This window comes from Mycobacterium sp. URHB0044, assembly GCF_000620625.1.
GTDB lineage: Bacteria > Actinomycetota > Actinomycetes > Mycobacteriales > Mycobacteriaceae > Mycobacterium.
The window spans coordinates 270,549-293,871 of sequence record NZ_JIAW01000003.1 but is presented as its reverse complement, the minus strand read 5'-3'; the positions used below and the strand labels follow the sequence as shown (position 1 = coordinate 293,871).

The 23,323-nt window shown below is 66.3% G+C and carries 24 protein-coding genes, 4 tRNA genes and 1 pseudogene; 15 read left to right on the top strand and 14 right to left on the bottom strand.

Annotation, left to right across the window (positions count from 1 at the left end; all coding sequences use genetic code 11):
* Positions 1-24: 24 nt before the first annotated feature.
* Positions 25-534 (top strand): MarR family winged helix-turn-helix transcriptional regulator, encoded by a 510-nt coding sequence (locus N536_RS0108145; protein ID WP_029113160.1) that lies wholly within the window; start codon positions 25-27, stop codon positions 532-534.
* A gap of 5 nt (positions 535-539) precedes the next feature.
* Here the strand turns inward: N536_RS0108145 and phoU are convergent, their stop codons facing one another.
* The 4 genes from phoU to N536_RS0108125 form a co-directional block, all read right to left on the bottom strand.
* Entirely contained in the window at positions 540-1,208 is a 669-nt protein-coding gene (phoU, locus tag N536_RS0108140; protein ID WP_029113159.1) for a phosphate signaling complex protein PhoU, read from the bottom strand.
* A 91-nt stretch (positions 1,209-1,299) separates the two neighbouring features.
* On the bottom strand, positions 1,300-3,366 hold the full coding sequence (locus N536_RS0108135) for an LCP family protein (protein WP_029113158.1): 2,067 nt from the start codon (positions 3,364-3,366) through the stop codon (positions 1,300-1,302).
* Between the two features lie 282 nt (positions 3,367-3,648).
* On the bottom strand, positions 3,649-4,818 hold the full coding sequence (gene dusB, locus N536_RS0108130; protein ID WP_255358417.1) for a tRNA dihydrouridine synthase DusB: 1,170 nt from the start codon (positions 4,816-4,818) through the stop codon (positions 3,649-3,651).
* Positions 4,803-5,807: an acyl-ACP desaturase gene (locus tag N536_RS0108125; protein WP_029113156.1), complete on the bottom strand. Its 1,005-nt coding sequence runs from the start codon at positions 5,805-5,807 to the stop codon at positions 4,803-4,805. Before N536_RS0108125 ends, dusB begins: the two co-directional genes overlap by 16 nt.
* A gap of 199 nt (positions 5,808-6,006) precedes the next feature.
* Between N536_RS0108125 and N536_RS0108120 the strand changes: the two genes are divergently transcribed.
* Both N536_RS0108120 and N536_RS0108115 read left to right on the top strand, forming a co-directional pair.
* Positions 6,007-6,471, top strand: a complete 465-nt coding sequence (locus N536_RS0108120) for a hypothetical protein (protein ID WP_036435768.1) — start codon at positions 6,007-6,009, stop codon at positions 6,469-6,471.
* Between the two features lie 134 nt (positions 6,472-6,605).
* Positions 6,606-7,025 (top strand): hypothetical protein, encoded by a 420-nt coding sequence (locus tag N536_RS0108115; RefSeq protein WP_231514452.1) that lies wholly within the window; start codon positions 6,606-6,608, stop codon positions 7,023-7,025.
* On the opposite strand, the gene N536_RS0108110 is transcribed toward N536_RS0108115, so the two are convergent.
* Positions 7,026-7,610: a TetR/AcrR family transcriptional regulator gene (locus tag N536_RS0108110; RefSeq protein ID WP_029113153.1), complete on the bottom strand. Its 585-nt coding sequence runs from the start codon at positions 7,608-7,610 to the stop codon at positions 7,026-7,028.
* A 72-nt stretch (positions 7,611-7,682) separates the two neighbouring features.
* On the opposite strand from N536_RS0108110, the gene N536_RS0108105 reads away from it, so the two are divergent.
* From N536_RS0108105 to N536_RS0108095, 3 genes and pseudogenes are all read left to right on the top strand, one after another.
* Positions 7,683-8,672, top strand: coding sequence for an oxygenase MpaB family protein (locus tag N536_RS0108105; RefSeq protein ID WP_081809099.1), 990 nt, complete (start codon positions 7,683-7,685; stop codon positions 8,670-8,672).
* 88 nt (positions 8,673-8,760) lie between these two features.
* Positions 8,761-9,210, top strand: a pseudogene (locus N536_RS43485) (SPFH domain-containing protein); the annotation flags it as partial.
* A gap of 304 nt (positions 9,211-9,514) precedes the next feature.
* Positions 9,515-10,273 carry a phthiotriol/phenolphthiotriol dimycocerosates methyltransferase gene (locus N536_RS0108095; protein WP_155948514.1) on the top strand — a complete coding sequence of 253 codons (759 nt, stop codon included), beginning with the start codon at positions 9,515-9,517 and terminating at the stop codon, positions 10,271-10,273.
* A gap of 12 nt (positions 10,274-10,285) precedes the next feature.
* On the opposite strand, the gene N536_RS0108090 is transcribed toward N536_RS0108095, so the two are convergent.
* Positions 10,286-10,358, bottom strand: a tRNA-Lys gene (locus N536_RS0108090).
* Positions 10,359-10,515: 157 nt separating this feature from the next.
* On the opposite strand from N536_RS0108090, the gene N536_RS0108085 reads away from it, so the two are divergent.
* From N536_RS0108085 to N536_RS0108075, 3 genes are all read left to right on the top strand, one after another.
* Positions 10,516-10,588 (top strand) — tRNA-Glu (locus tag N536_RS0108085).
* A 34-nt stretch (positions 10,589-10,622) separates the two neighbouring features.
* Positions 10,623-10,699 (top strand) — tRNA-Asp (locus tag N536_RS0108080).
* A 28-nt stretch (positions 10,700-10,727) separates the two neighbouring features.
* Positions 10,728-10,801 (top strand) — tRNA-Phe (locus tag N536_RS0108075).
* A gap of 91 nt (positions 10,802-10,892) precedes the next feature.
* On the opposite strand, the gene N536_RS0108070 is transcribed toward N536_RS0108075, so the two are convergent.
* Positions 10,893-11,099 (bottom strand): hypothetical protein, encoded by a 207-nt coding sequence (locus N536_RS0108070; protein WP_029113150.1) that lies wholly within the window; start codon positions 11,097-11,099, stop codon positions 10,893-10,895.
* Positions 11,100-11,331: 232 nt separating this feature from the next.
* On the opposite strand from N536_RS0108070, the gene N536_RS37760 reads away from it, so the two are divergent.
* Positions 11,332-11,940 (top strand): DUF1942 domain-containing protein, encoded by a 609-nt coding sequence (locus N536_RS37760; protein ID WP_036435764.1) that lies wholly within the window; start codon positions 11,332-11,334, stop codon positions 11,938-11,940.
* Between the two features lie 158 nt (positions 11,941-12,098).
* Here N536_RS37760 and N536_RS0108060 read toward each other — a convergent pair whose 3' ends face one another.
* The 3 genes from N536_RS0108060 to N536_RS37755 form a co-directional block, all read right to left on the bottom strand.
* On the bottom strand, positions 12,099-12,902 hold the full coding sequence (locus tag N536_RS0108060) for an RsiV family protein (RefSeq protein ID WP_081809098.1): 804 nt from the start codon (positions 12,900-12,902) through the stop codon (positions 12,099-12,101).
* A gap of 118 nt (positions 12,903-13,020) precedes the next feature.
* Positions 13,021-13,878 carry a lysophospholipid acyltransferase family protein gene (locus tag N536_RS0108055; RefSeq protein WP_036435762.1) on the bottom strand — a complete coding sequence of 286 codons (858 nt, stop codon included), beginning with the start codon at positions 13,876-13,878 and terminating at the stop codon, positions 13,021-13,023.
* Positions 13,875-14,720 (bottom strand): class I SAM-dependent methyltransferase, encoded by an 846-nt coding sequence (locus N536_RS37755; RefSeq protein ID WP_051574319.1) that lies wholly within the window; start codon positions 14,718-14,720, stop codon positions 13,875-13,877. Before N536_RS37755 ends, N536_RS0108055 begins: the two co-directional genes overlap by 4 nt.
* A 73-nt stretch (positions 14,721-14,793) precedes the next feature.
* On the opposite strand from N536_RS37755, the gene N536_RS0108045 reads away from it, so the two are divergent.
* Together N536_RS0108045 and N536_RS0108040 are read left to right on the top strand one after the other, a co-directional pair.
* Complete coding sequence (locus N536_RS0108045; RefSeq protein WP_029113147.1) at positions 14,794-15,360, top strand: TetR family transcriptional regulator; 567 nt, start codon at positions 14,794-14,796, stop codon at positions 15,358-15,360.
* A complete protein-coding gene (locus N536_RS0108040; RefSeq protein WP_036435760.1) occupies positions 15,360-16,265 on the top strand; it encodes an SDR family oxidoreductase in 906 nt (301 codons plus the stop codon). Before N536_RS0108045 ends, N536_RS0108040 begins: the two co-directional genes overlap by 1 nt.
* A 12-nt stretch (positions 16,266-16,277) precedes the next feature.
* Here N536_RS0108040 and N536_RS0108035 read toward each other — a convergent pair whose 3' ends face one another.
* Genes N536_RS0108035 through N536_RS0108025 form a run of 3 tightly spaced genes read right to left on the bottom strand, consistent with a single transcriptional unit; the run spans position 16,278 to position 19,067 of the window.
* Positions 16,278-17,666, bottom strand: coding sequence for an NAD(P)(+) transhydrogenase (Re/Si-specific) subunit beta (locus N536_RS0108035; RefSeq protein ID WP_029113145.1), 1,389 nt, complete (start codon positions 17,664-17,666; stop codon positions 16,278-16,280).
* Positions 17,659-17,976, bottom strand: coding sequence for an NAD(P) transhydrogenase subunit alpha (locus N536_RS0108030; protein WP_029113144.1), 318 nt, complete (start codon positions 17,974-17,976; stop codon positions 17,659-17,661). The genes N536_RS0108035 and N536_RS0108030 overlap by 8 nt, the downstream gene beginning before the upstream one ends.
* Positions 17,973-19,067 carry a Re/Si-specific NAD(P)(+) transhydrogenase subunit alpha gene (locus N536_RS0108025; RefSeq protein WP_029113143.1) on the bottom strand — a complete coding sequence of 365 codons (1,095 nt, stop codon included), beginning with the start codon at positions 19,065-19,067 and terminating at the stop codon, positions 17,973-17,975. Before N536_RS0108025 ends, N536_RS0108030 begins: the two co-directional genes overlap by 4 nt.
* 253 nt (positions 19,068-19,320) lie before the next feature.
* Here N536_RS0108025 and N536_RS0108020 point away from each other — a divergent pair, with 253 nt between their 5' ends.
* Both N536_RS0108020 and pyk read left to right on the top strand, forming a co-directional pair.
* Positions 19,321-20,346: a 2-dehydropantoate 2-reductase gene (locus tag N536_RS0108020; protein WP_029113142.1), complete on the top strand. Its 1,026-nt coding sequence runs from the start codon at positions 19,321-19,323 to the stop codon at positions 20,344-20,346.
* A 10-nt stretch (positions 20,347-20,356) separates the two neighbouring features.
* Positions 20,357-21,775 (top strand): pyruvate kinase, encoded by a 1,419-nt coding sequence (pyk, locus tag N536_RS0108015; protein WP_081809097.1) that lies wholly within the window; start codon positions 20,357-20,359, stop codon positions 21,773-21,775.
* 22 nt (positions 21,776-21,797) lie between these two features.
* On the opposite strand, the gene N536_RS0108010 is transcribed toward pyk, so the two are convergent.
* Complete coding sequence (locus tag N536_RS0108010) at positions 21,798-22,262, bottom strand: PAS domain S-box protein (protein WP_029113140.1); 465 nt, start codon at positions 22,260-22,262, stop codon at positions 21,798-21,800.
* Between the two features lie 117 nt (positions 22,263-22,379).
* Between N536_RS0108010 and N536_RS0108005 the strand changes: the two genes are divergently transcribed.
* Positions 22,380-23,318 carry a LysR family transcriptional regulator gene (locus N536_RS0108005; RefSeq protein ID WP_029113139.1) on the top strand — a complete coding sequence of 313 codons (939 nt, stop codon included), beginning with the start codon at positions 22,380-22,382 and terminating at the stop codon, positions 23,316-23,318.
* Positions 23,319-23,323: the final 5 nt, after the last annotated feature.

Below are 23,323 nucleotides of genomic sequence, written 5' to 3'. Positions count from 1 at the left end.
GGCGAAGCTGGCAATATGGTTTCCGTGAAAACCAAGTCGGCGCTCATCGCGGACATCGACGACCTGCTCGGCGTCGTGGGGGGCAAGTTCGACACCGATGAGGACGGCGACGCCGAGCGCGACTTCATGGCGGAACGCTGTCCGGCCCGGTTGGCGCCCACCGTCCGGGCGCTACCCAGGCTGTCGATGCACCTGCTCGCGGCGATCGCCGAGGGCCCCGTGAGCGTCGTCGGACTCGCCGCGCGGTCGGGTCAGCTGAAGGGCACCGTGTCCAAGCACGTCCAGCGGCTGGTGGATGCCGGGCTGGTGGCCCGCACGCCCGTCCCCGGCAATCGCAAGGAAGTCCAGCTCAGCCCGACCCCGGACGGTGAGCTGGTGACGGACGTCCACCGCCGCATGCACGACGAGATGACCCAAGGCCTGCACGACTTCTTGAAGCGCTACAGCAGTGCCGAATTACAGGTGCTCACGAAGGTGCTTGCGGACCTGGCCCACGCCAGAAAGGTGGGCGTCCGCCTGGTGATCGGCGAGTAGTCGCGTCAGTGCGGCGCGGGAACGTCCTCTTCCTGGGGGAAGTGGCCGGTGACCTGGAAGATGACCCGCCGGGCGACCTCGACGGCGTGGTCGGCGAACCGCTCGTAGAAGCGGCTCAACAGCGTCACGTCGACGGCCGCCGTCACGCCGTGCTTCCACTCGCGGTCCATCAGCACGTTGAACAGGTGGCGGTGCAGGTCGTCCATCGCGTCGTCTTCTTCGCGGATGCGGGCGGCCTTCTCGGGGTCACGGGTGAGCAGCACCTCTTGGGCACTGTTGCCCAATTCGACTGCGACACGGCCCATTTCGGCAAAGTAGCCGTTGACTTCCTCGGGCAGCGCGTGCTGTGGGTGACGTCGCCGGGCGATCTTGGCGACGTGCAGCGCGAGCGCACCCATCCTGTCGACGTCGGCGACGATCTGAATCGAGCTGACGATGGCCCGCAGATCACCCGCAACCGGCGCCTGCAGCGCAAGGAGTACGAACGCGGCCTCTTCGGCGCGCGCGCTCATCGCGGCGATCTGTTCGTGGTCGGTGATGACCTGCTCGGCGAGCACCAGGTCGGCCTGAAGTAGGGCCTGGGTGGCGCGTTCCATCGCTCCGCCCGCAAGCCCGCACATCTCGCCGAGCTGGTCCGTCAGGGCGGCCAGTTGCTCGTGGTAAGCGGTACGCATGCGCCAAGCCTACGGTCTGGCACGCGGAAAGGTCATGACGTCGAGGGTGAACGAAAGATGAATGCCACCTGCCACGATGGCACTGGCGCCGTCACTCGCAGCTGGTGTCCGCCGCGTTGGTGACCGTCAGGTCCTCCGGCAGGTGGGTGGGTTGGCTGCTGCTGTCCTTGACCACGTGCACCTGGATCGGGGAACCGCTCGGCGTCGGCGGGGCGACCGCATTGAAGTCGGACCCCAGGACCACCCTGACCACGTTGCCCATGCCCGACACCCGTTCGATGGTCGGATTGGCGAAGGACGACGCGACCGTCGCCGCGGCCTGCTCGTTGCCTGCGGAGAAGAACACCGTGGTCGAGTCCAGCGGCCCGGGATAGTCGTCGGGGTCGGTGACGTTGAAGCCGTGTTGTTGCAGCTCACTGGCCGCGACGGACGCCAGACCGTCCTCGCCGGTCGAGTTGGAGACCCGCACGGTGATCTCGCCGGGGCTGGTGGTGACGGCGTCGACCAACTCGCCATTGGGGCCAGGAGCGGGCTCGCTGGTCGGGGTTCCCGGTACCGGGGTGTTGTCGGCGTTCTTCTCCTCGGGCAGCGGATCGTCGTTGATGATCGCGTCGAACAGCGCGCGCATGTCCTCCTCGCGCGGCGGCTCGTTGCCCTCGGAGTCCGTTTCGCCGGTCGGCACCGTCACAAAGGTGATGCGGCCGGCGTTCACGCCTTGAATGGATTGGCCGAGGTCGACGAGGTCCTTGGTCTGGATGTTGTCGACGTAGCTGTCGTTGATGAACATGTTGACGACGTTGTTGAGCTTGCTGAGGCTGAAGAACGTGTCCTTCGAGATGAGCGACCGCAGCAGCGACGACAGGAACAGCTGCTGGCGTTTGATGCGGCCGTAGTCACCGTTCGTCTCGGTCGTGACCTGACGGGCGCGCACGTACTGCAGGGCGGTGTGACCGTCGACGACTTGGCGGCCTGCGTTCGCGAGGACGGTGCCGAGTTCGTAGTCCTCCAGCGGTGTGGTGCTGCATACCTCGACGCCACCGAGAGCGTCGACCATCGTCGCGAAACCGGCGAAGTCGACGGCCATGAACCGGTTGATGGACAGGCCGGACAACTTCTGGATCAGTTTGACCAGGCACTTTGGCCCACCGAAGGAATAGGCCGAGTTGAGCTTGGTCTCGGTGTAGACCTCGTCGGGACCGTAGGTCTCGGTGTCCTCGTCGTAGAGCGGGCCGTATGCGCCCGTCTCGGCGTTCCATGGTTCGCACTTGATCGGCGTGATCGCGAGATCGCGTGGGAAGGAGACGGCGACGACGCGTTTGCGGTTGGCCGGGATGTTCACCAACATCACGGTGTCCGACCGGGCGCCGCCGGCGTCGGCGGTGTCGCCCGCGCCCATGTCGGCGTTCTGCCCGAACCGGCTGTCGACGCCGACGATCAGGAAGTTCTCGTCGCCGAACTGCGCGTTGGGGTCGAGGATGTCGCGCGAATTGAGGTCGAGCGCGGAGACCTTGTTCAAACTGCGGTTCTTGGTCGATTGCCACTGCCATGCGGCGCCGGTGAGCGCGAGCGCGAGGACCGCGATCAGCGCGACGGCGACTCGCCCGACGACCATCGCGGTACGTCGGCCGCGGTGCGATTCGGGTTTCTCGGTGAGCGCCGCACCACCGATGCGCTTCGGCGGGCGACGCGCATCCGACAGGATCGGCAATTCGGAATCGGTGTCGGAGAGCCGAGGGAAGACCTCGGTGATCGGATCGCCGTCCCGCTCGCTCGAGTACGCGGGCAGCGTTGGTGGGGCAACGCGGAGCGGGGGTTGCGGCTCCGGCTCGTATGCGGCTTCGGGTTCGGGTTCTGGGTCTGGGTCGGCGCGATGGCGCGGTGGTTCGTCCAGGGGTTCGGCGCGGGTGCCCGACAGCTTGGCGATCAGGTCCGCGACGGTGACGCCGTCGGTGTGCTGGGACGGGGACGGCTCGTCGAGATGCTGGTCGGAGGGCTCATCGTCCACCGGACTGGGGCCGAACGCCCTCGGGCTGCGTTCCCACGGCGCGGCGCCTGGCATCGGCCGTGCAGATCGGGTAAGCCATTGGTTGTCGTCGCCGGATTCGCCGCGGCCGGAAGAACCGGGACGGCCAGGAGTGGCGTTGTCGCCGTCACTCATGTCCTACCGGCCTCCGACTCCCAGGCGTGTGTAGCCCGGCTTCATGAACCTCAGGGCGCAGATTCTCTGCGTGCTTCCTGATTTCTTTAGCAGTACGTCGTCGGCTCCGCCACTCGGAGCCGTCGCGATAAGGCACTCATCGTACTGAGACATCCTGAGAGAGGGCCAGTCGGAGGAAGTGTCAGTGCCGTCTCGATGACGTCTCGGCACTGAGACGATTCCGCCTCCGGCGTGGACGATTCCGCCTCCGGCGTGGACGATTCAGCCTCCGGCGTGGACGAATCAGCCTCCCGAGTGCATGACGTCGGCGCCCGCGGGAACCGTGCAGTCCTCTGGATCGCTCAGCCAGTTCTCCGGCAGCGCCACCGACCCCGGTGAGCCCTGGCGTCCGCGCGGGCCCTCGGCGGCCGAGGGGAACGGCACGTCGGGGTCGAGGCGGGACAACAGCTCGTCGAGCTCCGCGAGGGTCTTGACCAGCGCCATCGCGCGTCGCAGATCGGATCCAGCGGGAAATCCGTGCAGATACCAGGCGACGTGCTTGCGGATGTCGCGCATGCCCTTGTCCTCGCCGAAGTGTTCGACCAAGAGCTCTCCGTGCCTACGGATGATCGACGCGACCTCGCCCAGCGTCGGCGGAGTGGCCACCTCGCGCCCGGAGAACCCGGCGGACAATTCGGCGAACAGCCACGGGCGGCCCAGGCAACCGCGTCCGATGACGACTCCGTCACACCCCGTCGTCGCCATCATGGCCCGCGCGTCGTCGGCGTCGAAGATGTCGCCGTTGCCCAGCACGGGCACGCTGGTGACGTGTTGCTTGAGCAGCGCGATCTGCTCCCAGTCCGCGCTACCCGAGTAGCGCTGCGCGGCGGTGCGGGCGTGCAGCGCTACCGCGGCCGCACCTTCCTCGGCGGCGATCCGGCCGGCGTCGAGGTGCGTGTGGTGGGCGTCGTCGATGCCGACCCGGAACTTCACGGTGACGGGTATGCCGGAGCCCTCGGTTGCGCGCACGGCAGCGGCGACGATCTGGCCGAACAACTTCCGCTTGTACGGCAGGGCCGCGCCGCCGCCGCGCCGGGTGACCTTGGGCACCGGGCAGCCGAAGTTCATGTCGATGTGGTCGGCCATGCCTTCGTCGGCGATCATCTTGGCCGCAGCGAACGTGGTGTCCGGGTCGACGGTGTAGAGCTGCAACGACCGCGGTGACTCGTCGGGCGCGAACGTGGTCATGTGCAGCGTGACGGGATGCCGCTCGACCAGCGCGCGGGCCGTGACCATCTCGCACACGTAGAGACCGCTGACGGTGCCCGCCCTGGCCAGTTCCAACTCTCGGCACAGCGTGCGGAACGCGACGTTCGTCACTCCGGCCATGGGGGCCAGCACGACGGGGCTGCGCAACGCGATCGGCCCGATGTGCAGGGCCCGGGGCTGAGCCGGCGCTAGGAGGCTGCCGATGACGTCACCAGGAGGTTCTTCATGGCCTTCTTCTCGGCCATCTTCTTCTCGCGCTCGAGGCGGCGCTCCTTGGCGACCTCGAACTTCACGCAGGTCTCCTCGAGTTCCTCGACCAGCTTGCCGAGATCGTCGCGCATCTCGGCGGCCTCGCCGGTGAAGTCCTCACGCTCGAAGATGCGCCACTTCTTCAGTACGGGCATCACGACGTCGTCGAGGTGGATGCGCGGGTCGTAGACGCCGCCGACGGCGATCACGACGGCCTTGCGGCGGAACTCGGGGACCGTGTATCCGGGCATCTTGAAGTTGCGCAGCACGCGGTGCAGGGACTTCATCGCCTGGTTGGGGGCCATGTCGATGCCGGCCTCGCTCACGTCGCGATAGAAGATCATGTGCAGGTTCTCGTCGGCGGAGACGCGCTGCAGCAGCTGGTCGGCGATGGTTTCGTTGCACGCCTTGCCGGTGTTGCGGTGCGACACCCGGGTGGCCAGCTCCTGGAACGTCACGTAGATGACGGAGTCGAACAGGCTCTCCGCGAACATGTCGCCTTGGCCGTTCTGGCCGGGGCTGAAGCCACGGGTGACCTGCTCGACGCGCAGTTCCTCGAGTTCCACGGGGTCGATGGCGCGGGTGACGACGAGGTAGTCGCGCAGCGCGATGCCGTGCCGGTTCTCCTCGGCCGTCCAGCGGTTGACCCAGAAGCCCCATGGGCCGTCCATGCCGAAGTTCATCGCGATCTCGCGGTGATAGGAGGGCAGGTTGTCCTCGGTCAACAGGTTCTGCAGCATCGAGACCTGGGCGACCTCGGAGAGCTTGGATTGTCCGGGCTCCCAATCCTGACCACCGAGGGCGTAATAGTTCTTGCCGTCGGACCACGGAATGTAGTCGTGTGGGTTCCAGTCCTTGCGCATCCGCATGTGCCGGTTGATGTTCTGTTCGACCACCGGTTCCAGCTCACGCAGAAGCTGCAGGTCGGTCAACTCGGTCGACATAGACCCTCCAGTTATCTGTACCTATTGGTTGCACTCAATATATCTGTGTACCCCGGTGACATTCAAGTCTATGAGGTTTCGAATGTGACTGGTGTTGCCTAGCTATCACTTAGATCCGCTCACTGGCTGTACGATTCCCATGGGTGCCCGGGCTTCCGGCAAACTAATCCGCCCTGGCGATGACGAAAGGCCGCAACACGTGAAGAAACTCCTGGTTCTCACCGCCGGTGCATGTGGAGCGGCCGCGGTTGCGTTCACCTTAGTCGGCAGCGGCGTGGCGAACGCCGATGATCAGGTAGTGGGGCAGTACTACAAGGACGCCAAGGCGGCCATCAACCAAATGGGCCTGGTGCCGATCGTTGCCACGACTGTTGGCGACCGCAAGGACTGGGACAACTGCATCGTCACTAGCGCAAACAGGGCATCCCGCATGGACGGGTCCGGCAACCGGATCACGAACCAGATGTTGGTGAACCTGAACTGCTACGCAAAGTACGGAACGGCGCTCTGGCCGGGCTTCTCGCTGCAGAGCCCCGAGGGCCGCAAGATGTGGGAAGCGGACATGGCAGCAAAAGAGCAGCGCGAGGCCGAAGCAAAGGCTGCGGCCGAGCAGGCCGAGCAGGATCAGCTTGCTGCCGTCGACGCGGGGCAAGCCGGCGAATAACTCCCTGGTAGCTGAGCAATCCACGTCCCATCTGACGTAGTCACACGAGGGCTGCGCAGGCGTCTCGTCAGCGGTACTATCCCCGCGGGTATGACTGTTTCGACTGGCAGATAGGGCGTTACGTGAAGAAGTTCATGGTTATTGGTTCCGGCGCGATTGGTGCGCTGGCTCTCTCCACCGCGCTCGGCACCGGTGTGGCCTCGGCGGACGACTATGCCGGGCAGACGTACTCAGATGCATCATCGGCGGCCAGCGATGCCGGTCAGACGGTCGTCGTGGCGGCCCGCGTCGGCGACAAGGTCGACCAGGGTGACTGCTTGGTGACTCGGTCGCAGACGGCTCCCTTCGCCAGCGCCAACGACGGCGCCCACGTCTCCAACACCGTGCAGTTCTACTTGAACTGCAACGGCGGCGTCGCCTCCGCGACCATGCCTGGCAATTCGTTGGCCAGCGAGGCCGGTCGCGCGGCGAAGGCAGCCGAGGAGCAGGCCGCCGCCGAGGCGGCAGCCGAGGAAGAGCAGGCGCTCGCCGACGTCTCCACGCCCGACCACTAACTAGTGGCTTGACGCCCGGCTGAGCAGCATGTCGACGCAGTAGTCGATGAACTGCTCCCGGGTGGTCGCCAATCGGCCGTTCAAGTAGGCCGTGAACAACGCCGACAGCGCGCCGACTAGGCCCGTCGCCACCATGGCCTGCACGGCGGGATCCGTGATGCGGGTCAGTTTGCGCTGCAGCAGGTCGATGAAACTGGGCATCCACTCGGCGCCCGACTTCGCCAGCACCGGCTCGCGTTCGGGCGCGATCAGCAGAACCCTGCCGCGGATCGGGTCGTCGACCATGAGCGCGACGAACCGTTCGACCGCGTCACGCGGGGTGTCGGCCGACGCCAGCGCCGCCATCGCCGTGCTGCAGACGTGGTCGTAGACCGCGCGGACGAATTCGTCCCGGTCGGCAAAGCTTTCGTAGAAGTAGCGCTCGGTCAGGCTCGCCTCGCGGCAGACGGCGCGGACGGTCAGCGCGGGGCCACCTTCCCCACCCAGGAGTGCGACGCCAGCCGCGACGAGTTCGTCGCGGCGCAACGCCTGCCGGTCCTGCAGCGGCACGCCGGACCATCTGCCCTGTCGTTGACCGGAAGGCACATTGCTCCTAAGCTGTAATTGACAACGCTCGTAGTCAGAATATCCCGCCTGGCCACCAGGAGAATTCCACCAGTGAGTCAAGATACGTCCGAGGCAGGTCCGATAACCAGCAGTGGCTGTCCCGTCGCGCCGGGAGGCTACGAGGCACCGCCGACGCCGCTCGGACCGGACTCGCTGACATGGAAGTACTTCGGTGACTGGCGCGGCATGCTGCAGGGCCCGTGGGCCGGATCGATGCAGAACATGCATCCGCAACTCGGTGCGGCGGTCGAGGAACATTCGACGTTCTTCCGGGAACGGTGGCCGCGGCTGTTGCGCTCGCTGTATCCGATCGGCGGCGTCGTCTTCGACACCGACCGTGCGCCCCAGACCGGCGCAGAGGTGCGTGACTATCACGTCGACATCAAGGGTGTGGATGCTCAGGGCCGCCGCTACCACGCGCTGAATCCCGACGTCTTCTACTGGGCGCACGCAACGTTCTTCGTCGGCACGTTGATCGTCGCCGAGCGGTTCTGCGGAGGCATCACCGAAGCCGAGAAGCGTCAGTTGTTCGACGAGCACCTGCAGTGGTACTCGATGTACGGCATGAGCACCCGGCCGGTGCCGAAGACCTGGGAGGAATTCCAGGAGTACTGGGAACACATGTGCCGCAACGTACTTGAGAACAACTACGCCGCTCGCGCGGTGCTCGACCTGACCGATCTACCCAAGCCGCCGTTCGCGGAATGGATTCCGGACTGGATGTGGCGAATGCAGCGCAGGATCGTGGCGCCGTTCTTCGTGTGGGTCACCGTCGGCCTCTACCACCCGGCGGTGCGCGAGCTGATGGGGTACACGTGGTCGGCGCGCGACGAGTGGCTGCACCGCCGGTTCGGCTCCGCCGTGCGAATCGTCTTCTCGCTCTTGCCAAAACGGGCCCGCATGCATCCCCGCGCCCGCGCAGGCTGGGACCGGGTCACCGGACGCATCGCGCCCGACACACCACTTCCGCAGACACCTGCGCGCAACCTGCCGCCGCTCGAGGAGCGCGACAACCCGATGCACTACTGCCCGAAGGTCTAGGTCTACGGGGCGAAAGCCCAATACCATTCGGCTGAATGCCGTGCGGTGAACTGCTCGGCGGTGCCGACAGATGGGGATGGCCAGCACGGTGCGGCTGGGCAACAACTCGACGGCCAACGTCGACAACAGCGTCCGGTGGCGCATTCAGCCCGCCGCGGCCGACGAGTTGTACCTCGACTATCGCGACTTCGAAAACGTGCGCGACAACCTGGTGACCCGGGAACTGCGCGCCAAGGTGGGCGGGCAGATCGAGATCATCAACGTCATCGTGCCGCTGGTCAACTACGACAGTGCCACCTAGGACCGGATCAACGCGCTGAACGTCGAGAAGGCCAACACCCGCGTGGCCGAGCAGCGTGCCAAGACCGCCGAGGCGGAGGCCCGCGCCAACGGCATCCTGGCCGCGTCGGTGTCCAACGATCCCAACGTGCTGGTGAGCAAGTGTCTGGACTCCGCCCGCGAGGCGGCGATCAGCCCGCTGGGCTGCTGGCCGGGCTGGCAGGTCGTGCCGACGGTGCCTGCGGTGCCCGGCCGCTGACGGTCGGCATTCGCCGTCGGATGTTTGAGCGAACCGCTTAAGTGCTTAGCCGAGCTATTTTGTTGGGAGTTTGTGGGTAGCCCCGCGATCGGGTTTCACGCGTTGGCCGAGCTGTCTGGATTGCCTTGGATGCCAAGGGGTTTGCTCATGGCCTTCAGGCGGATCGGTCGCGAGTAAAGCCTGATCGTTTCGCCATGAGTGAACGTCAATTTTCCTGCATACTCCCGCAATGTCCATCAACGAAGGAACCGTATCCAGCCGGGTCACTGCCCGCGTCTACCGCTTGGGATTCAACCCGTACGTCATGAAGGCCTTCGCCAAGGTCTTCTACCCGATCTTCACCCGCATGATCGGCGGCGAGGGTCTGTTCCTGAATGACGGCTACGAAGAAGACCCGCCGATGGCCGTCCCGATGGGGGAATCCGACGAGCCACACAGGTACCCGAGCCAGCTCTATCACCGCACTGCCGCCCAGGGGGACATCAAGGGGAAGAAGGTGTTGGAGGTCGGCTCCGGTCATGGAGGCGGCGCCTCGTATCTCACCCGCACGTTCGAGCCGGCCTCCTACACGGGACTGGATCTGAACCCGGCTGCCATCGCGTCGTGCCGCAAGCGGCACCACGACGTCGCGGGCCTGGACTTCGTCGAGGGCAACGCGGAGGACCTGCCGTTCGCCGCGGAATCGTTCGACGCGGTGGTCAACGTCGAGTCGTCCCACTGCTACCCGCACTTCAGCCGATTCCTCGCCGAGGTGGCCCGCGTGCTGCGACCGGGAGGGCACTTCCTGTACGCCGATCTGCGGCCGCGGCTCGGCATCGCGGACTGGGAGAAGGCGCTCGCCGAGGTCCCGCTATGCATGCTGTCGGAACGCGACATCAACGCCGAGGTGCTGCGCGCCCTGGACGAGCGATCAGAGGGCTCGCTGGAGGCGCTCAGCCGTCAGCTGCCCGGTCCGTTGCAGGGCATCGGGCGCGAGGCGTACCACGTGAAGGGCTCGCGGTTCTATCGCGACCTGGAATCGGGTGAGTTCTCCTGGCGGATGTACTCGTTCATCAAGGAGTGAGGCGACACGCGGTGCCCCCACCAGGGCTCGAACCTGGGACCTGCGGATTAAAAGTCCGTAGCTCTACCAACTGAGCTATAGGGGCGCGGTGAATCAGGATACTGGCTGGCGTCACCGGGGTTCGGAGCGGAGCGGCCATCGACGGTTGGGGACCTCGTTTGAGGATTCGGGTGTCGGTGCCCTAAGCTATCGACGCTCCCAACGTGAGTTTGTTGCGAGTACCCCGGAGAGATTCGGATCTGGCCCCCTTCGTCTAGCGGCCTAGGACGCCGCCCTTTCAAGGCGGTAGCGCGGGTTCGAATCCCGTAGGGGGTACACGCAGCACCGTTACGATGGTGTCGCAAAGCAAGGCCCTGTGGCGCAGTTGGTTAGCGCGCCGCCCTGTCACGGCGGAGGTCGCGGGTTCGAGTCCCGTCAGGGTCGCCATTTCGGCGAGGCACGGTTGTGCCTTCCGGGCCAGGTAGCTCAGTTGGTACGAGCGTCCGCCTGAAAAGCGGAAGGTCGCCGGTTCGATCCCGGCCCTGGCCACTCAATCTCGTTGCGGTCAGCGTTGTTTTTGAGAGCTAATCTCGTCCAGCTGGGCACTTCGAAACGAGGTCTATATGGCTAAACTTTCGGGCTACTCAGACGGACGGTCGTCCAGCGCATCGAGCGCCGACGCAACAACGTCGAGTTCATCGTCGTAGAGATCGGCATACACGTGGGCGGTCACCGTGATCGACGCGTGTCTCGCGGCCGCGACACCAACCACGCCTACCTCTACACCCACTACGACGCCGAATCCGACCACGCCCACCGCCACCCCGTCACCGATGGAGAAGTCCATCAACTGCGGCGCGGCACCAAATATTCAGCAGCGCACCACCTTCTCGGCATCGCCGCCCACGACGACCGGCCCCGCACCCTGCACGTCCAAGCCCGACAGGCCGCGGGTGGCTTAGTGAGAACTTTCCGTACCGCTATCGACCGTGAGTGCCTTGCCTGCGTCAAATACTCCTTGCACACGGAAACTGCGAGGTAACGTTCCGCCCCAAAGCATCTGACACAGAGGGGTAAGAATGAAGATTCGGAAACTTGTGGCACCTGTCGGCATCGCTGCGATCGCGGTCGTCATGGCCGCTGGTACGGCGGTCCCGGCTTCAGCGGCCAACGACATCAAGCCATTCGGCGTGCCGGAGTCACTCAACGATGTCTACGGCAACCCAACGATCACTTACACAGTGCAAGGGCTGAGACCGAGTTCGGACGCCGTGTTTCACAACGGCCGGTTGTACGAAGCAACCGTGACCAACGACGGGGGCGTACCCATCGCTGCGCTGTTCAACGCCCGCGCTCAGAGCGGCCAGAACTATCGGATCATTGGCGGCGGAATCCCGGGCAAGATCTACTTCGACGTCGTTGGCGACACTCCCAACAGCGTCGTCTACAACGACGGTGTCCAGGACTTGATGGTGTGGATCTCAACGAGCGGTGCAAACCAGGGAATTGGCGCGGAAGCGCCTGGAGATACCAGCGAGATCATCAGCGGTGCCCCAACCGACGGCGGTGGTGACGTAGCGAGTGCACCGGGCGCCCCGGAGGTCGCCGCGCCGGCCCCCTACGAGCTCACCCCAGCGGAGGTGGCTGAGCCAGGGTTCAACGCCGGCGGCGGAGGCGGCCGTCGCTGATTGTTCCGTAACCTACGGACGATCACAGCGGCCGCGGGTTGGATAGCCCCTGACGCTTCGGAATGACAGATTCGGTGATACCCGAGCGCATGGGCATTCGCCATCAACGCAGAGGCTTCTGATGAAGCTGCCTGCTGCGAAGCCAGAGTTCGACGGCGTTACGCGATCATCGGGTCGATCGACGCCCGCGGCACCAGCACCTGCAACGGCCCGACCGAGTCGGGCAGCAACACGCCCTGGTTGAAGAAGAAGATCACCCCGTCGTTGACGATCGCGAAGTTCTGATAGTTGTCGGGGTTGTATAGCGCGGTTGGCGCGATCGGCAACGGCGGTGGCGGTGGCGGCGGCGTGGTGGTGGTCGGCGTGGCCGCTGCTGGCTGTCCCGGCGCGGGCGTCGTGGGGGGCGCAACCGGCGGTGGCGGTGCCAGCTGCTGCTGCAGTTGAGCCTGGACGATCGGCGCGACGACCTTCAGCGGATCGTCCACCCGCCACAACGGCGTACTCGTCTTGTCGTCCGGTGCGGCCGTGTAGTTGATCGCCTTGCGGTAGCTCTGGTCCCAGTTGAACGACTTGTACGTCGTCTGCGGCTTTGCGGCACCGAGGTTCTGCTCCACCTTGAACACCACGGCCTGCGTGCCGCGCGGGGGAACCGCCGAGGTGTATTCCGTCGGCGTGATCTTCAACTCGTACGGCGCAGTGCGCGGGGCGCCGGACTTGGCCGCGTTGAGGAAGGTGTCGCGCGTCTGGGACATGTACTCGGCAACCGACTTCTGATCGGGGTAGTCCAGCGGAATGCTGATGTCGACGCTGTACCCGGGGTCGGTGAGCTGGATCTCGCACGTGCTGCCGGTGTTGCCGCCCTTGAGGTCGGCGCAGTAATCCTTCGGCGCGGCCACCGCCACGCCAGACGAACCGAAGATGCCGGCAACCGCGACGAGCACGGCCACGCTAAACGAGCGCATGGGTAGTCCTCCTAGCAAACGCGGCACCGCGCCGCGGACGACAGGTTAACTCGTGCAGCGCGCCAGCAAAGTCTTCAGGGGCGCAGTTGCCGCTGCTATGCCGCCCTCGGAGTGGGCGTCAGCCGACGGGCATCGTGGCCGTGCGCCAAGCGAGGGGATTGAGTTCGCGGTAGGGGTCGTGGCTGCGGACCTCGAGCAGGTCGGCGAGGATCTGCTCCAGTGCGTCCTGCGTGTTCTGCCTGACGGTGCCCGCCCAGTCCTCGTCGGCCGTCGACGTGGGCGGTGTCGTGTCGATGGGGGAGCCGAAGCGCAGATACATCCGTTGCGGGCGGGGGATGAGGGTAGGGCCGATCCCACGCATGAGCGGCATGGCCATGTCCGTGCGGCCGGACAGTCGCTCGGTCAGGCGTTGACTGAGTCGTCCCCATGCGCCGTCACGCGTCGTGAAGCTGCGGTAGACGTCGTCGCCGCCGATGAGCCCCACCGGCACGATCGGGTAGCCGTATTCGGCTGCCAGGCGGGCGAATCCGCTGCGGCCTTGCCAGCGCAGGGTGTTCTCCTCGCCCTTGAACTTGGAGATTTCGCGGCCCCCACCGGGGAACACGAGAATGGGTTCGTCGTGGCGCATCAATTCGCGGGCGGTCTCCGGCGCGCCGACCACGGCGCCGGCCGCAGCGAGGAGATCGCCGGGCAGGCCGCCCATGCGGCCGAAGTTCCGGTCGGCAAGGGGCCGCACCCGCATGCCGATCGCGCGACGGACGAGCAGGGGGATCAGCAGGCCCTCGGCGCCGGCCTGGGTGTGGTTGCCCACCAACAGGAATCGGCCATCGGCGGGCAAGCCCTGCAGGCCGTCGACGTAGGGGCGGTAGAGATCGACGAGCGGCGCGACTCGGTCGGCGACGGTTTCCACCATGCCGCGCAGGGTCTGGACCCGCTGCGGCTGGTTCATGATCCCGTCGATGTTCGTGGTGGTCATGACTGTTCAGACTCCTTGGGCTGCAGTGCATTCACCGATGTCGCGGTGGGTCGGGAGAACACCAGCGTGGTCGGGGTGAGGCCGAACCGTTTCGTCGGCGGCAGGAATTCGATGTTCATCTGCGAGTCGGCCGCCTTGCCCAATGCGACGAACGCCGAAGGACTGTAGGCGCGCAGCGCGCTGATGAACCCGTCGTGCATGATGCGTCGGATCGACGGTCGTACCAGCACGGCGAGCGCCGCGACCGGTGCCGCGACCAGTGGGGTGAGGAGCAGCGCGAGTGAAGGCGGACGCTTGATGTCGATCACCAGGAAGCGCCGACCCACCCGGGTGGCTTCGGCGATCGCTCGGACGGCGGTTTCCGGCGGTAGGTGATGAAACGCCTGGGCGAAGACCACCAGGTCGTATGCGCCGTCGTCGGCGGCGATCGCGGTGGCGTCGACCACCTGCGTCCGCACCCGAGGATGCGTGCCGAGTTCGCCGTTGGCGATGTTCGCGACGGACGTCGGGTCCAGGTCACTGACCGTCACCGTCGCGGTGGGATGCAATCGCAGAATCTGGGCCGACAGCTTGCCGTGTCCGGCGCCGAGTTCGAGGATGCGCGGGTGGGGAACGTCTGCCACCACGTCGAGTGCCGTGCGGGCGTGCTTCTCGTGCTGGCCGCCGCGTTCGCCGACACGGTCGAGTGCCGAGATCACCGTCTGCTTGACCTCGTCGGGGATGTCGTAGCGGTCGGTGTACTCGAGCAGATCGGTCTGCAACCGCCTGTCCAGCCACGAGGCGGTCGGACCACCGCGCGGCATCCGCCCGATGGCCGAATTCACCTCCACTGCATCAGCCATGCCCGCTCCTTCTCGTAGACGCCACGGCTCCACCCTACCGAACGAACGAGTTCGTCTGGCATATGATTCTCCTGTGAGAAATACAACCGAGCTACGCGACGTGATCCTGGCGGCGGCCCGGGCGGAGTTCGCCCAGTACGGCTTGGCCGGGGCGCGCATCGACCGGATCGCACGCACCGCTCAGGCCAGCAAGGAGCGCATCTATGCGCACTTCGGCGACAAGGAAACCCTGTTTCGCGAAGTGCTGGCCGCTGATAGCACCGAATTCTTCCGGGCAATCAGCCTGCGCCGCGGGACCGTTCCCGACTTCGTCGGCGACGTCTACGACGTGGCCCGCAACCACCCCGAGCACCTGCGCATGGTCACGTGGGCACGTCTGGAAGGCTTCGCTCTCGACGAACCGCTCGAGGATGGTGAACCGATCTTCGCCGACAGCATTACCGCGATCGAAGCGGCCCAGGCGGCGGGGCACGTCGACCGGTCGTGGGATCCCACGGACCTGATCGCCTTGCTGATCGCGGTCGGCATGGCGTGGGCGACGTCGCCGCACCCCGATGCTTCGACGGACGACCCCACCGTGGTGGCGCGTCGCCGCGCCGCTGCGGTCGAAGCCGCCGCGCGGATCATCGCAGTGCGCTGATGACCGACCTTTCCGGAAAGCTGACCGTCGTAACCGGCGCCACCTCTGGCATCGGACTCTGCCTGGCGAGCCGGCTGGCCGCGGCCGGTGCGGAAGTCGTCATGGCAATCCGCAACGAGGGCAAGGGCGTACGTGCGGTCGCGCACATCCGCGCGACGGTGCCCGAGGCGAAACTGACCATCAAACGACTCGACCTGGCGTCGCTGGCCAGCGTCGCCGCCTTGGGGAAGGAGCTCAACGCCGAGGGCAGGCCGATCGACGTCCTGGTCAACAATGCCGCCGTCATCGCACACCGCCAACGCGACACCACCGCGGACGGATTCGAATTGCAGTTTGGCACAAATCATTTGGGACACTTCGCGCTCACCGGACACCTGCTGCCGCTGCTGCGGGCGGCGCCTGCGCCACGGGTCGTCACCCTCAGCGCCATGGCCGCCCGAAACGGGCGCATCCGATTCGACGACTTGCAATGTGCGCGTGGGTATTCGCCGATGCGCGCCTACAGCCAATCCAAGCTCGCGAATCTGATCTTCGCCCGCGAGTTGGACCGGCGCAGCCGCGAATCAGGGTGGGGCCTGACGTCCGTTGCCGCGCATCCCGGTATGTCGAAGCCCGATCCGCAGTTCGGCGAAACGGGTGGCACCGAGCGGTTCCTCGAGTTGAGCCAGCGGTTCCTGCCCTTCATGTGGCAGGACCTCGACGACGGCGTCAAGCCCGCCCTCTATGCAGCGACCTCCCCGCAGGCCGCCGGCGGTGCCTTCTACGGCCCGCACGGATTCCTGGAGGCGGCCGGCGGCGGCGTACGGGAAGCGAGGATCCCGGCCCGTGCGAAAAACGAGGCCGATGCCCGCCGGCTGTGGGAGATCTCCGAACAGCTCACCGGAACGAGATATCCCGATCCCTGAACTCCCCCGCGCTCAGAGCACCTTCAATTCGGCAGTGATCTCGGCGACGGAGGCCTTCGCGTCGCCGAAGAGCATCGTCGTCTTCGTGTCGAAGTAGAGCTCGTTGTCGATGCCGGCGAAACCGGCGCCCATCGAGCGCTTGAGCACGATGACCGACTTCGCCTGATCGACGTTGAGGATCGGCATCCCGAAGATCGGGGACGCCGGATTCGACCGCGCCGCAGGGTTCGTCACGTCGTTGGCGCCGATCACCAGGGCCACGTCGACGCGGCTGAACTCGCCGTTGATCTCGTCCATCTCCTTGAGCTGGTCGTAGGGCACGTCGGCCTCCGCGAGCAGCACGTTCATGTGCCCGGGCATCCGCCCCGCGACGGGATGGATGGCATGTCTGACCTCGACTCCGCGCCCCTCGAGCAGGCTGGCCATCTCGCGCACGGCATGCTGCGCCTGCGACACGGCCATGCCGTAGCCGGGGACGATCACGACCTGGCTGGCATAGCCCATCTGCAGCGCCGCGTCGGACGCACTGGTCTGCCGGACGGTCTGATCCGCCGAACCACCGGCGGGGCCCGCGGCCGAGCTCGTCCCGCCGAACCCACCGGCGACGATCGCCGGGATCGACCGGTTCATCGCCTTGGCCATCAGGTTGGTCAGGATCGTGCCGGAGGCGCCGACGATCATGCCCGCGACGATCAACGCGGTATTGTCCAGCGCGAGTCCCGTTGCGGCGGCGGAGAGTCCCGTGAGCGCGTTCAGCAGTGAGATCACCACTGGCATGTCCGCACCGCCGATCGGCAGCACGACCATCACGCCGAGCACCGCCGCCGAGACCAGGACGCCGATGATCAGCAGTTCGGATCGCTGGCCAAGGCCGATGGCCACCGCACACCCGACGGAGAGCAGCAGAAGCAGCGCGTTGAGTGGCTGCTGCGCCCGGCCCAGGGTGATCGGCTTGCCCGGCAACACTTCCTGTAGTTTGCCGAACGCGATCAGCGATCCCCAGAACGACACCGACCCGATGATGGCCGCGAAAAGCGAAGTGACGCTGACGTATCCGGCCACGGTCGCGTAGCCGTGACTGTCGCGGAACTCCACCCAGGCCACCAGGGCGACGGCGCCACCGCCCACGCCGTTGAACAATGCCACCATCTGGGGCATCGCCGTCATCTTCACCCGTCGCGCAGAGGGCACGCCGACGAGCGTGCCGAGGGCCATGCCGAGCGCGATCAGCAGCCAGTTGCTGGTGCCTGGGGTCAGGAGGGTCGCCACGATGGCGATCGCCATGCCCGCGGCCGCAACGAGATTGCCGCGCGCGGCGGTCCGCGGCCCGGTCAGCCCCATGAGGCCGTAGATGAACATCGCGAACGCGACGATGTAGAGGATCGCGATGACTTCACTCATGGGCTGTCGCCACCTTTTCTGCTGCCGCGTTCGGCTTCTTCTTGAACATGCCGAGCATCCGGTCGGTCACCAGAAACCCGCCAACCACGTTGATCGCGCCGAAGGCGATGGCGATCACGAGCAGCACCCTGTCGAACGGATCCGCCGCGGACCGGCCGAGCAGCACCAAGCCGGCGAGCAGCACGATGCCGTGAATTGCGTTGGTGCCGGACATGAGTGGGGTGTGCAGGGTGTTGGGCACCTTGGAGATCACGGTGAAGCCGACGAAGCCGGCCAGCACCAGGATCGCCACATTGGCCAGGAGTGTCATCGTGCCTCCGTCAATTGGTCACTGGTTGATGTCACGCAGCACGCGGCGAGGATCTCGTCCGAGAGGTCGGGCGCGATCTGGCCGTCGGTCAGCATGTGTTCGAGCAGGGCAGCCACGTTGCGGGCATATAGTTCGCTGGCGTGCTCGGGCATGGTCGCCGGGAGGTTCAGCGGCGAGGTGATCGTGACGTCGTGTCGCACAACGGTTTCCCCTGGCACGGTCAGCTCGCAGTTTCCGCCCGCCTCACCGGCGAGGTCGACGACCACGCTGCCCGGTTTCATGGTGCGCACGGCCTCGGCGGTCACCAGTTTCGGTGCCGGCCGGCCGGGGACCAGCGCGGTGGTGATCACCACGTCGAAGCGGGAGATCGCCTCGGCCAACTGCCGCTGCTGTTCGGCCTGCTCGTCGTCGGTCAACGCGCGGGCGTAGCCGCCGTCCCCGGCTGCCTGGATGCCGAGCTCGAGCCATTGCGCGCCAAGCGACTTCACCTGCTCTGCCACTTCGGGTCGTACGTCGAAGCCCGTCGTGCGCGCGCCGAGCCGCCTGGCCGTCGCCAGCGCCTGAAGCCCGGCCACGCCGACGCCCAGCACCAGGGCGGTTGCCGGTTTCACCGTTCCCGCGGCCGTGGTCAGCATCGGGAAGAACCGCGTCGAGCATTCGGCTGCACGCAGCACCGCCTTGTAGCCTGCGACATTGGCCTGGGAGGAGAGCGCATCCATGGTCTGCGCCCGGGAGATTCGCGGCACGGCCTCCATGGCGAAGGCAGTGACACCCGCCAGGCGCAGCCGATCCGCGACGTCCGGTTGGGTGCGTGGTGCCAGGAATCCGATGACGATGGAGCCGGGCTTCAGGAGGTCGGTTTCGTCGGGCGTCGGCGGGTTCACCTTGACCACGACGTCGGCCGACCAGGGATCACCGATGGTGGCGCCGGCGTCCCGATAGTGTTCGTCGCCGATCAGTGCACCGGAGCCGGCGCCGGTTTCGACGACCACCTCGAGGCCCCCGGCACGGAGCCGCTCGACGACCTTCGGAACCAGCGCGACACGGCGTTCTCCCACAACGCTTTCGCGGGGCACTCCGATCAAACTCATGCTTCTCCTCCTGGCGGTGGCCGGCCGGGAACACCCCAGGCGGTTGCGGTCGCATGCCGTCCGGCGGCCGTGCTGAGCCGGGGGCATGCTCAGGCTAGGTTATCTGCATACTGTATGCAACAGGCTAGGATGACTTGGGTTCGTTGGCTTGCGGGGCGACAGTGCCGTGCGGCCCGGGTCGACGATGGCGCGAACGGCAACCCTAGACATCGCCGTGGATTCCTGCATACAGTATTCAACGAAGGGAGTCGCCGTGAAAATCGCAGTCGTCGGTGCCGGAGCAATTGGGGCCTATTGGGGTGCCGCCATGCAGCGGGGAGGGGCTGATGTCCACCTCATCGCGCGCAATGCACACCTACATGCCATGCGGGAGAACGGTGTACGCGTGCTCAGCGAGCGGGGCGACTTCGTGGCGTATCCGAATGCCACGGACGACCCGAACGAAATCGGGCCCGTCGACTACGTCTTCCTCGGGCTGAAGGCGCATAGTTACCCGTCCAGTCGCCCCCTCGTGGAACCACTGCTGGGTGAGCACACCGCAGTCTTGGCCGCGCAGAACGGCATTCCGTGGTGGTACTTCCACGAACTCCGTGGGCCCTACCGCGGTCGTCGGATCGAGGCCGTCGACCCCGGCGGCGCGACGAGCGCCGTGTTCTCCCCTGAGCGGGCCATCGGCTGCGTGGTGTATCCCGCGACGACCATCGAGGCGCCCGGCGTGATCAGGCACCTCGAGGGCACCAGATTCTCCATCGGTGAGCCGTCGGGGGAGATCTCGGAACGCTGTAAGGCGTTGAGCGAAGCCATGATTGCCGGTGGCTTGAAGGCTCCCGTCGAGGCCGACCTACGCAGGGACATCTGGATCAAGCTCATGGGCAATGTCGCGTTCAACCCGCTCAGTGCGCTGACCAGGGCGACGATGGTCGAGATCTGTCAGAACCCGCACACCCGGCAGCTGGTGATGCAGCTGATGGAGGAGACGCTCGACATCGCGGCCAGGGTGGGCTGCACGCCGGACATCTCCATCGAGAAGCGGCTGCGTGGCGCCGAGAACGTCGGGCATCACAAGACGTCGATGCTCCAGGACCTGGAAGCCGGCAAGCAGTTGGAACTCGACGCCATCGTGACCGCGGTGGTGGAGATGGCCGACCTCACCGGTGCCGCCGCCCCCACGCTGCGCACCATCCACGCCGCCACCGACCTCCTGGCGCGCACCTGCGCGCCTGGAGTGCCGCTGGTTGAGAGCAACCCGGAGAGGGCAACTCAGCCCGCTCTGCAATGAGGAGAGAAGAATGGTGAACCGCCGCGCAAAGATCGTCTGCACGTTGGGGCCCGCCACCGGCACCGCCCCGCGCCTGGCCGAACTCATCGACGCCGGAATGGATGTCGCCCGGCTCAATTTCAGCCACAGCACCCGTGCGGAGCATTCGGCTCTCTACGGCATGGTTCGTGACATCGCCGCACAACGCGGTCGCGTCGTCGGCGTACTCGCGGATCTTCAGGGGCCGAAGATCCGGCTGGGATGCTTCGCGGACGGTCCAGTGGTCTGGGCCACCGGGGAACGGATCGTGATCACGACGGCGTCGTGTCCTGGCGACCACGACCGGGTCTCCACGACGTACGAGGGACTGGCGTCCGACGTGCGATCGGGCGATCGGCTGCTCATCGACGACGGCAAGGTCGACTTGCGGGTGCTCGACGTCCACGGCGACGACATCACCTGCGAGGTGGTGGACGGCGGCCCGGTCAGCGACCACAAGGGCATCTCACTGCCCGGGGTCGCCGTCAGCGTTCCGCCGTTGTCCGACAAGGACATCGAGGATCTGAAGTTCGCCCTCGAGCTCGGTGCGGACATGGTCGCGATGTCCTTCGTTCGCGCGCCCGAGGAGGTGAAGCTCGCCCACGCCGTCATGGATGAGGTCGGCAGGCGGGTGCCCGTCATTGCCAAACTCGAGAAGCCGGAGGCGGTTGCCGATTTGGCGGGCATCGTCGAGGCGTTCGACGGATTGATGGTGGCCCGCGGTGACCTCGGCGTGGAGATGCCGCTGGAGCAGCTCCCGATGGTGCAGAAGCAGGCCATCCGGCTGTGCCGGCAAGCCGCGAAGCCGGTCATCGTGGCGACCCAGATGCTCGACTCGATGATCTCCGACCGTCGTCCCACCAGGGCCGAGGTCTCGGACGTGGCCAACGCGGTCTTCGACGGGGCGGACGCGGTGATGTTGTCCGCGGAGACGAGTGTCGGTGCGTATCCCGCACATACGGTCGCCACGATGGGACGCATCGTCGAGGCGGCCGAGGGTGGCTCCACGCTGGGGGACCTCGACTGCGCCGACGACGCTTCCGATGCGGTCTTCGGTGACGCGATCGCCGCTGCTGCCTGTGAAGTCGGCCGACGGCTCGGCGCGGCGGCACTGTGCTGCTTCACCCGCACCGGTGACACTGCGCTGCGCCTGGCGCGGCAGCGCTCACCGCTGCCCCTGCTGGTCTTCGCGCATGACGAAGCCGTGCGGGCTCGCCTCGCGTTCTCCTGGGGCATTGAGTCCGCCGTGCTGGCACCCGCCACCGCGGCCGAGACCATGCCCACCGAGGTGAGCAGGGCCTTGGTCGAGATGGGCGCGTGCCATCCGGGCGACGTCGTCGTGGTGGTGTCGGGCAGCCGAAGTGGCGTCGCCGGCTACACCGACTCGGTGCGGGTGCTGCGCATCGAATGAGGCTGGCGCGCAGGCAGTTCGGTCAGTCCGAGCTGCCTGCGCGCTTCTCCAGTTCGGCAATCTTGGTGCGCAGCGCCATTTCGGCGGCGCGCCGTTCGCTGACCTCGCGCATGATGGCGGAAATTCCGACGATCTCGCCTGCGTCGTCGCGCAGCAGGGCCACGCTGAACTCGATCGACAGCCGATGCCCGTCCTTGTGGGTTGCGGGCACGCTCAACAGGCTGTCGGCGTACCGGGTGATGCCGGTGGCCATCGTTTCGCGGTAGCCCTTGTTGTGCCGCGCCCGCAGTTTCTCCGGGATGATGAGGTCCAGGTCCTTGCCGGTGGCCTCGGCCGCCGAGTACCCGAACATGCGGGCCGCGCCGTCGTTCCACAGCCGGATGATGCCGTCCGGATCGGCCACCACGATGGCCTCGGCCGACTCCGCCACGACCGCTCGGGCAAGCCACGCGTCGATTTCGGTCACGGTATCGCTGCTGTCAGCCATCTCGCCATCCCTTCGTCGTTCCTTGCCCACCTGGGGTGGACATTTACCTGGTGGTGGCCGTAGCATACGGGATAACGAATACTGCATACAACAACCGAGTGTGCCAAGGAGGATGCCGTGCTGCTGCGTCAGCTGGAGTACTTCGTGGCAGTGGCCAGGGAACGGCACTTCGCCCGTGCCGCCGAGGCCTGCTACGTCTCACAGCCCGCACTGTCCACGGCCATCGCCAAGTTGGAGCGCGAGCTCAACGTCACCCTGATCTATCGCGGCCAGAACTTCGAGGGTCTGACGGTGGAGGGCGAACGGCTCGTCGTCTGGGCCAAGCGGATCCTCGCCGAGCACGACGGTCTCAAGGCCGAGGCGGCCGCCATGCGCGCCGGGATCTCCGGGACGCTGCGGCTTGGCACGGGGCCCACGGTCTCGACGACGACGGCGCTTCCGGTGGCCGCGTTCTGCGGGTTGCACCCGCTGGCCAAGGTGACCATCTGCTCGCGGCTGTCCTCGACGGAGTTGCTCCGCCAACTGCGTGACTTCGAGTTGGACGCCGCCATCGCGCACTTCGGCCCGGAAGATCAGGTGGGCCTGGAAGTGGTGCCGCTCTACAAGGAGAGGTACGTGTTGCTCGTCTCCGGTGAGCACCTCGTATCCGGGGCCCGCTCCATCACCTGGTCCGAAGCGGCCGAGCTCCCGCTCGCACTCTTGATGCCGCACATGCGGTTTCGTCAGTTCATCGACAAGGCCTTCGCGGCCAACGGTGTGGTGGCCATGCCCCAGGTCGAGACGGATTCGGTCGCATCGCTCTATGCGCACGTCGCCACCGGCGCATGGGCAAGCGTGGTGCCACACACGTGGCTGCGGGCGATCCCCGCGATGGGCGGCGCAAGAGCCGTCCGCCTCGTCGAGCCGGAGACGACGGCACAGATCTCGATGGCCATCCACGCCGGCTCCGGATCGGTTGCCGCGCGGGCGCTTCTGAACGTCGCGGCGGGCGCGCAGCTCGACGACGTGTTCGACCTCGAGCGGCGCGACTTCGTCTCCGATCTCAGCAGGCACTAAATGCA

What these genes read in the sequence shown, in the direction of transcription:
- N536_RS0108010 (WP_029113140.1), bottom strand. Translation starts at nt 22,262, where the DNA reads ATGGCTGACAGCAGCGATACCGTGACCGAAATCGACGCGTGGCTTGCC.
- phoU (WP_029113159.1), bottom strand. Translation starts at nt 1,208, where the DNA reads ATGCGTACCGCTTACCACGAGCAACTGGCCGCCCTGACGGACCAGCTC.
- N536_RS0108030 (WP_029113144.1), bottom strand. Translation starts at nt 17,976, where the DNA reads ATGACACTCCTGGCCAATGTGGCGATCCTGGTGCTGGCCGGCTTCGTC.
- N536_RS0108135 (WP_029113158.1), bottom strand. Translation starts at nt 3,366, where the DNA reads ATGAGTGACGGCGACAACGCCACTCCTGGCCGTCCCGGTTCTTCCGGC.
- pyk (WP_081809097.1), top strand. Translation starts at nt 20,357, where the DNA reads ATGGTGAACCGCCGCGCAAAGATCGTCTGCACGTTGGGGCCCGCCACC.
- N536_RS0108095 (WP_155948514.1), top strand. Translation starts at nt 9,515, where the DNA reads ATGAAGGCCTTCGCCAAGGTCTTCTACCCGATCTTCACCCGCATGATC.
- N536_RS0108125 (WP_029113156.1), bottom strand. Translation starts at nt 5,807, where the DNA reads ATGTCGACCGAGTTGACCGACCTGCAGCTTCTGCGTGAGCTGGAACCG.
- N536_RS37755 (WP_051574319.1), bottom strand. Translation starts at nt 14,720, where the DNA reads ATGGCTGATGCAGTGGAGGTGAATTCGGCCATCGGGCGGATGCCGCGC.
- N536_RS37760 (WP_036435764.1), top strand. Translation starts at nt 11,332, where the DNA reads ATGAAGATTCGGAAACTTGTGGCACCTGTCGGCATCGCTGCGATCGCG.
- N536_RS0108035 (WP_029113145.1), bottom strand. Translation starts at nt 17,666, where the DNA reads ATGAGTGAAGTCATCGCGATCCTCTACATCGTCGCGTTCGCGATGTTC.
- N536_RS0108060 (WP_081809098.1), bottom strand. Translation starts at nt 12,902, where the DNA reads ATGCGCTCGTTTAGCGTGGCCGTGCTCGTCGCGGTTGCCGGCATCTTC.
- N536_RS0108040 (WP_036435760.1), top strand. Translation starts at nt 15,360, where the DNA reads ATGACCGACCTTTCCGGAAAGCTGACCGTCGTAACCGGCGCCACCTCT.
- N536_RS0108070 (WP_029113150.1), bottom strand. Translation starts at nt 11,099, where the DNA reads ATGGACTTCTCCATCGGTGACGGGGTGGCGGTGGGCGTGGTCGGATTC.
- N536_RS0108115 (WP_231514452.1), top strand. Translation starts at nt 6,606, where the DNA reads ATGGTTATTGGTTCCGGCGCGATTGGTGCGCTGGCTCTCTCCACCGCG.
- N536_RS0108025 (WP_029113143.1), bottom strand. Translation starts at nt 19,067, where the DNA reads ATGAGTTTGATCGGAGTGCCCCGCGAAAGCGTTGTGGGAGAACGCCGT.
- N536_RS0108055 (WP_036435762.1), bottom strand. Translation starts at nt 13,878, where the DNA reads ATGACCACCACGAACATCGACGGGATCATGAACCAGCCGCAGCGGGTC.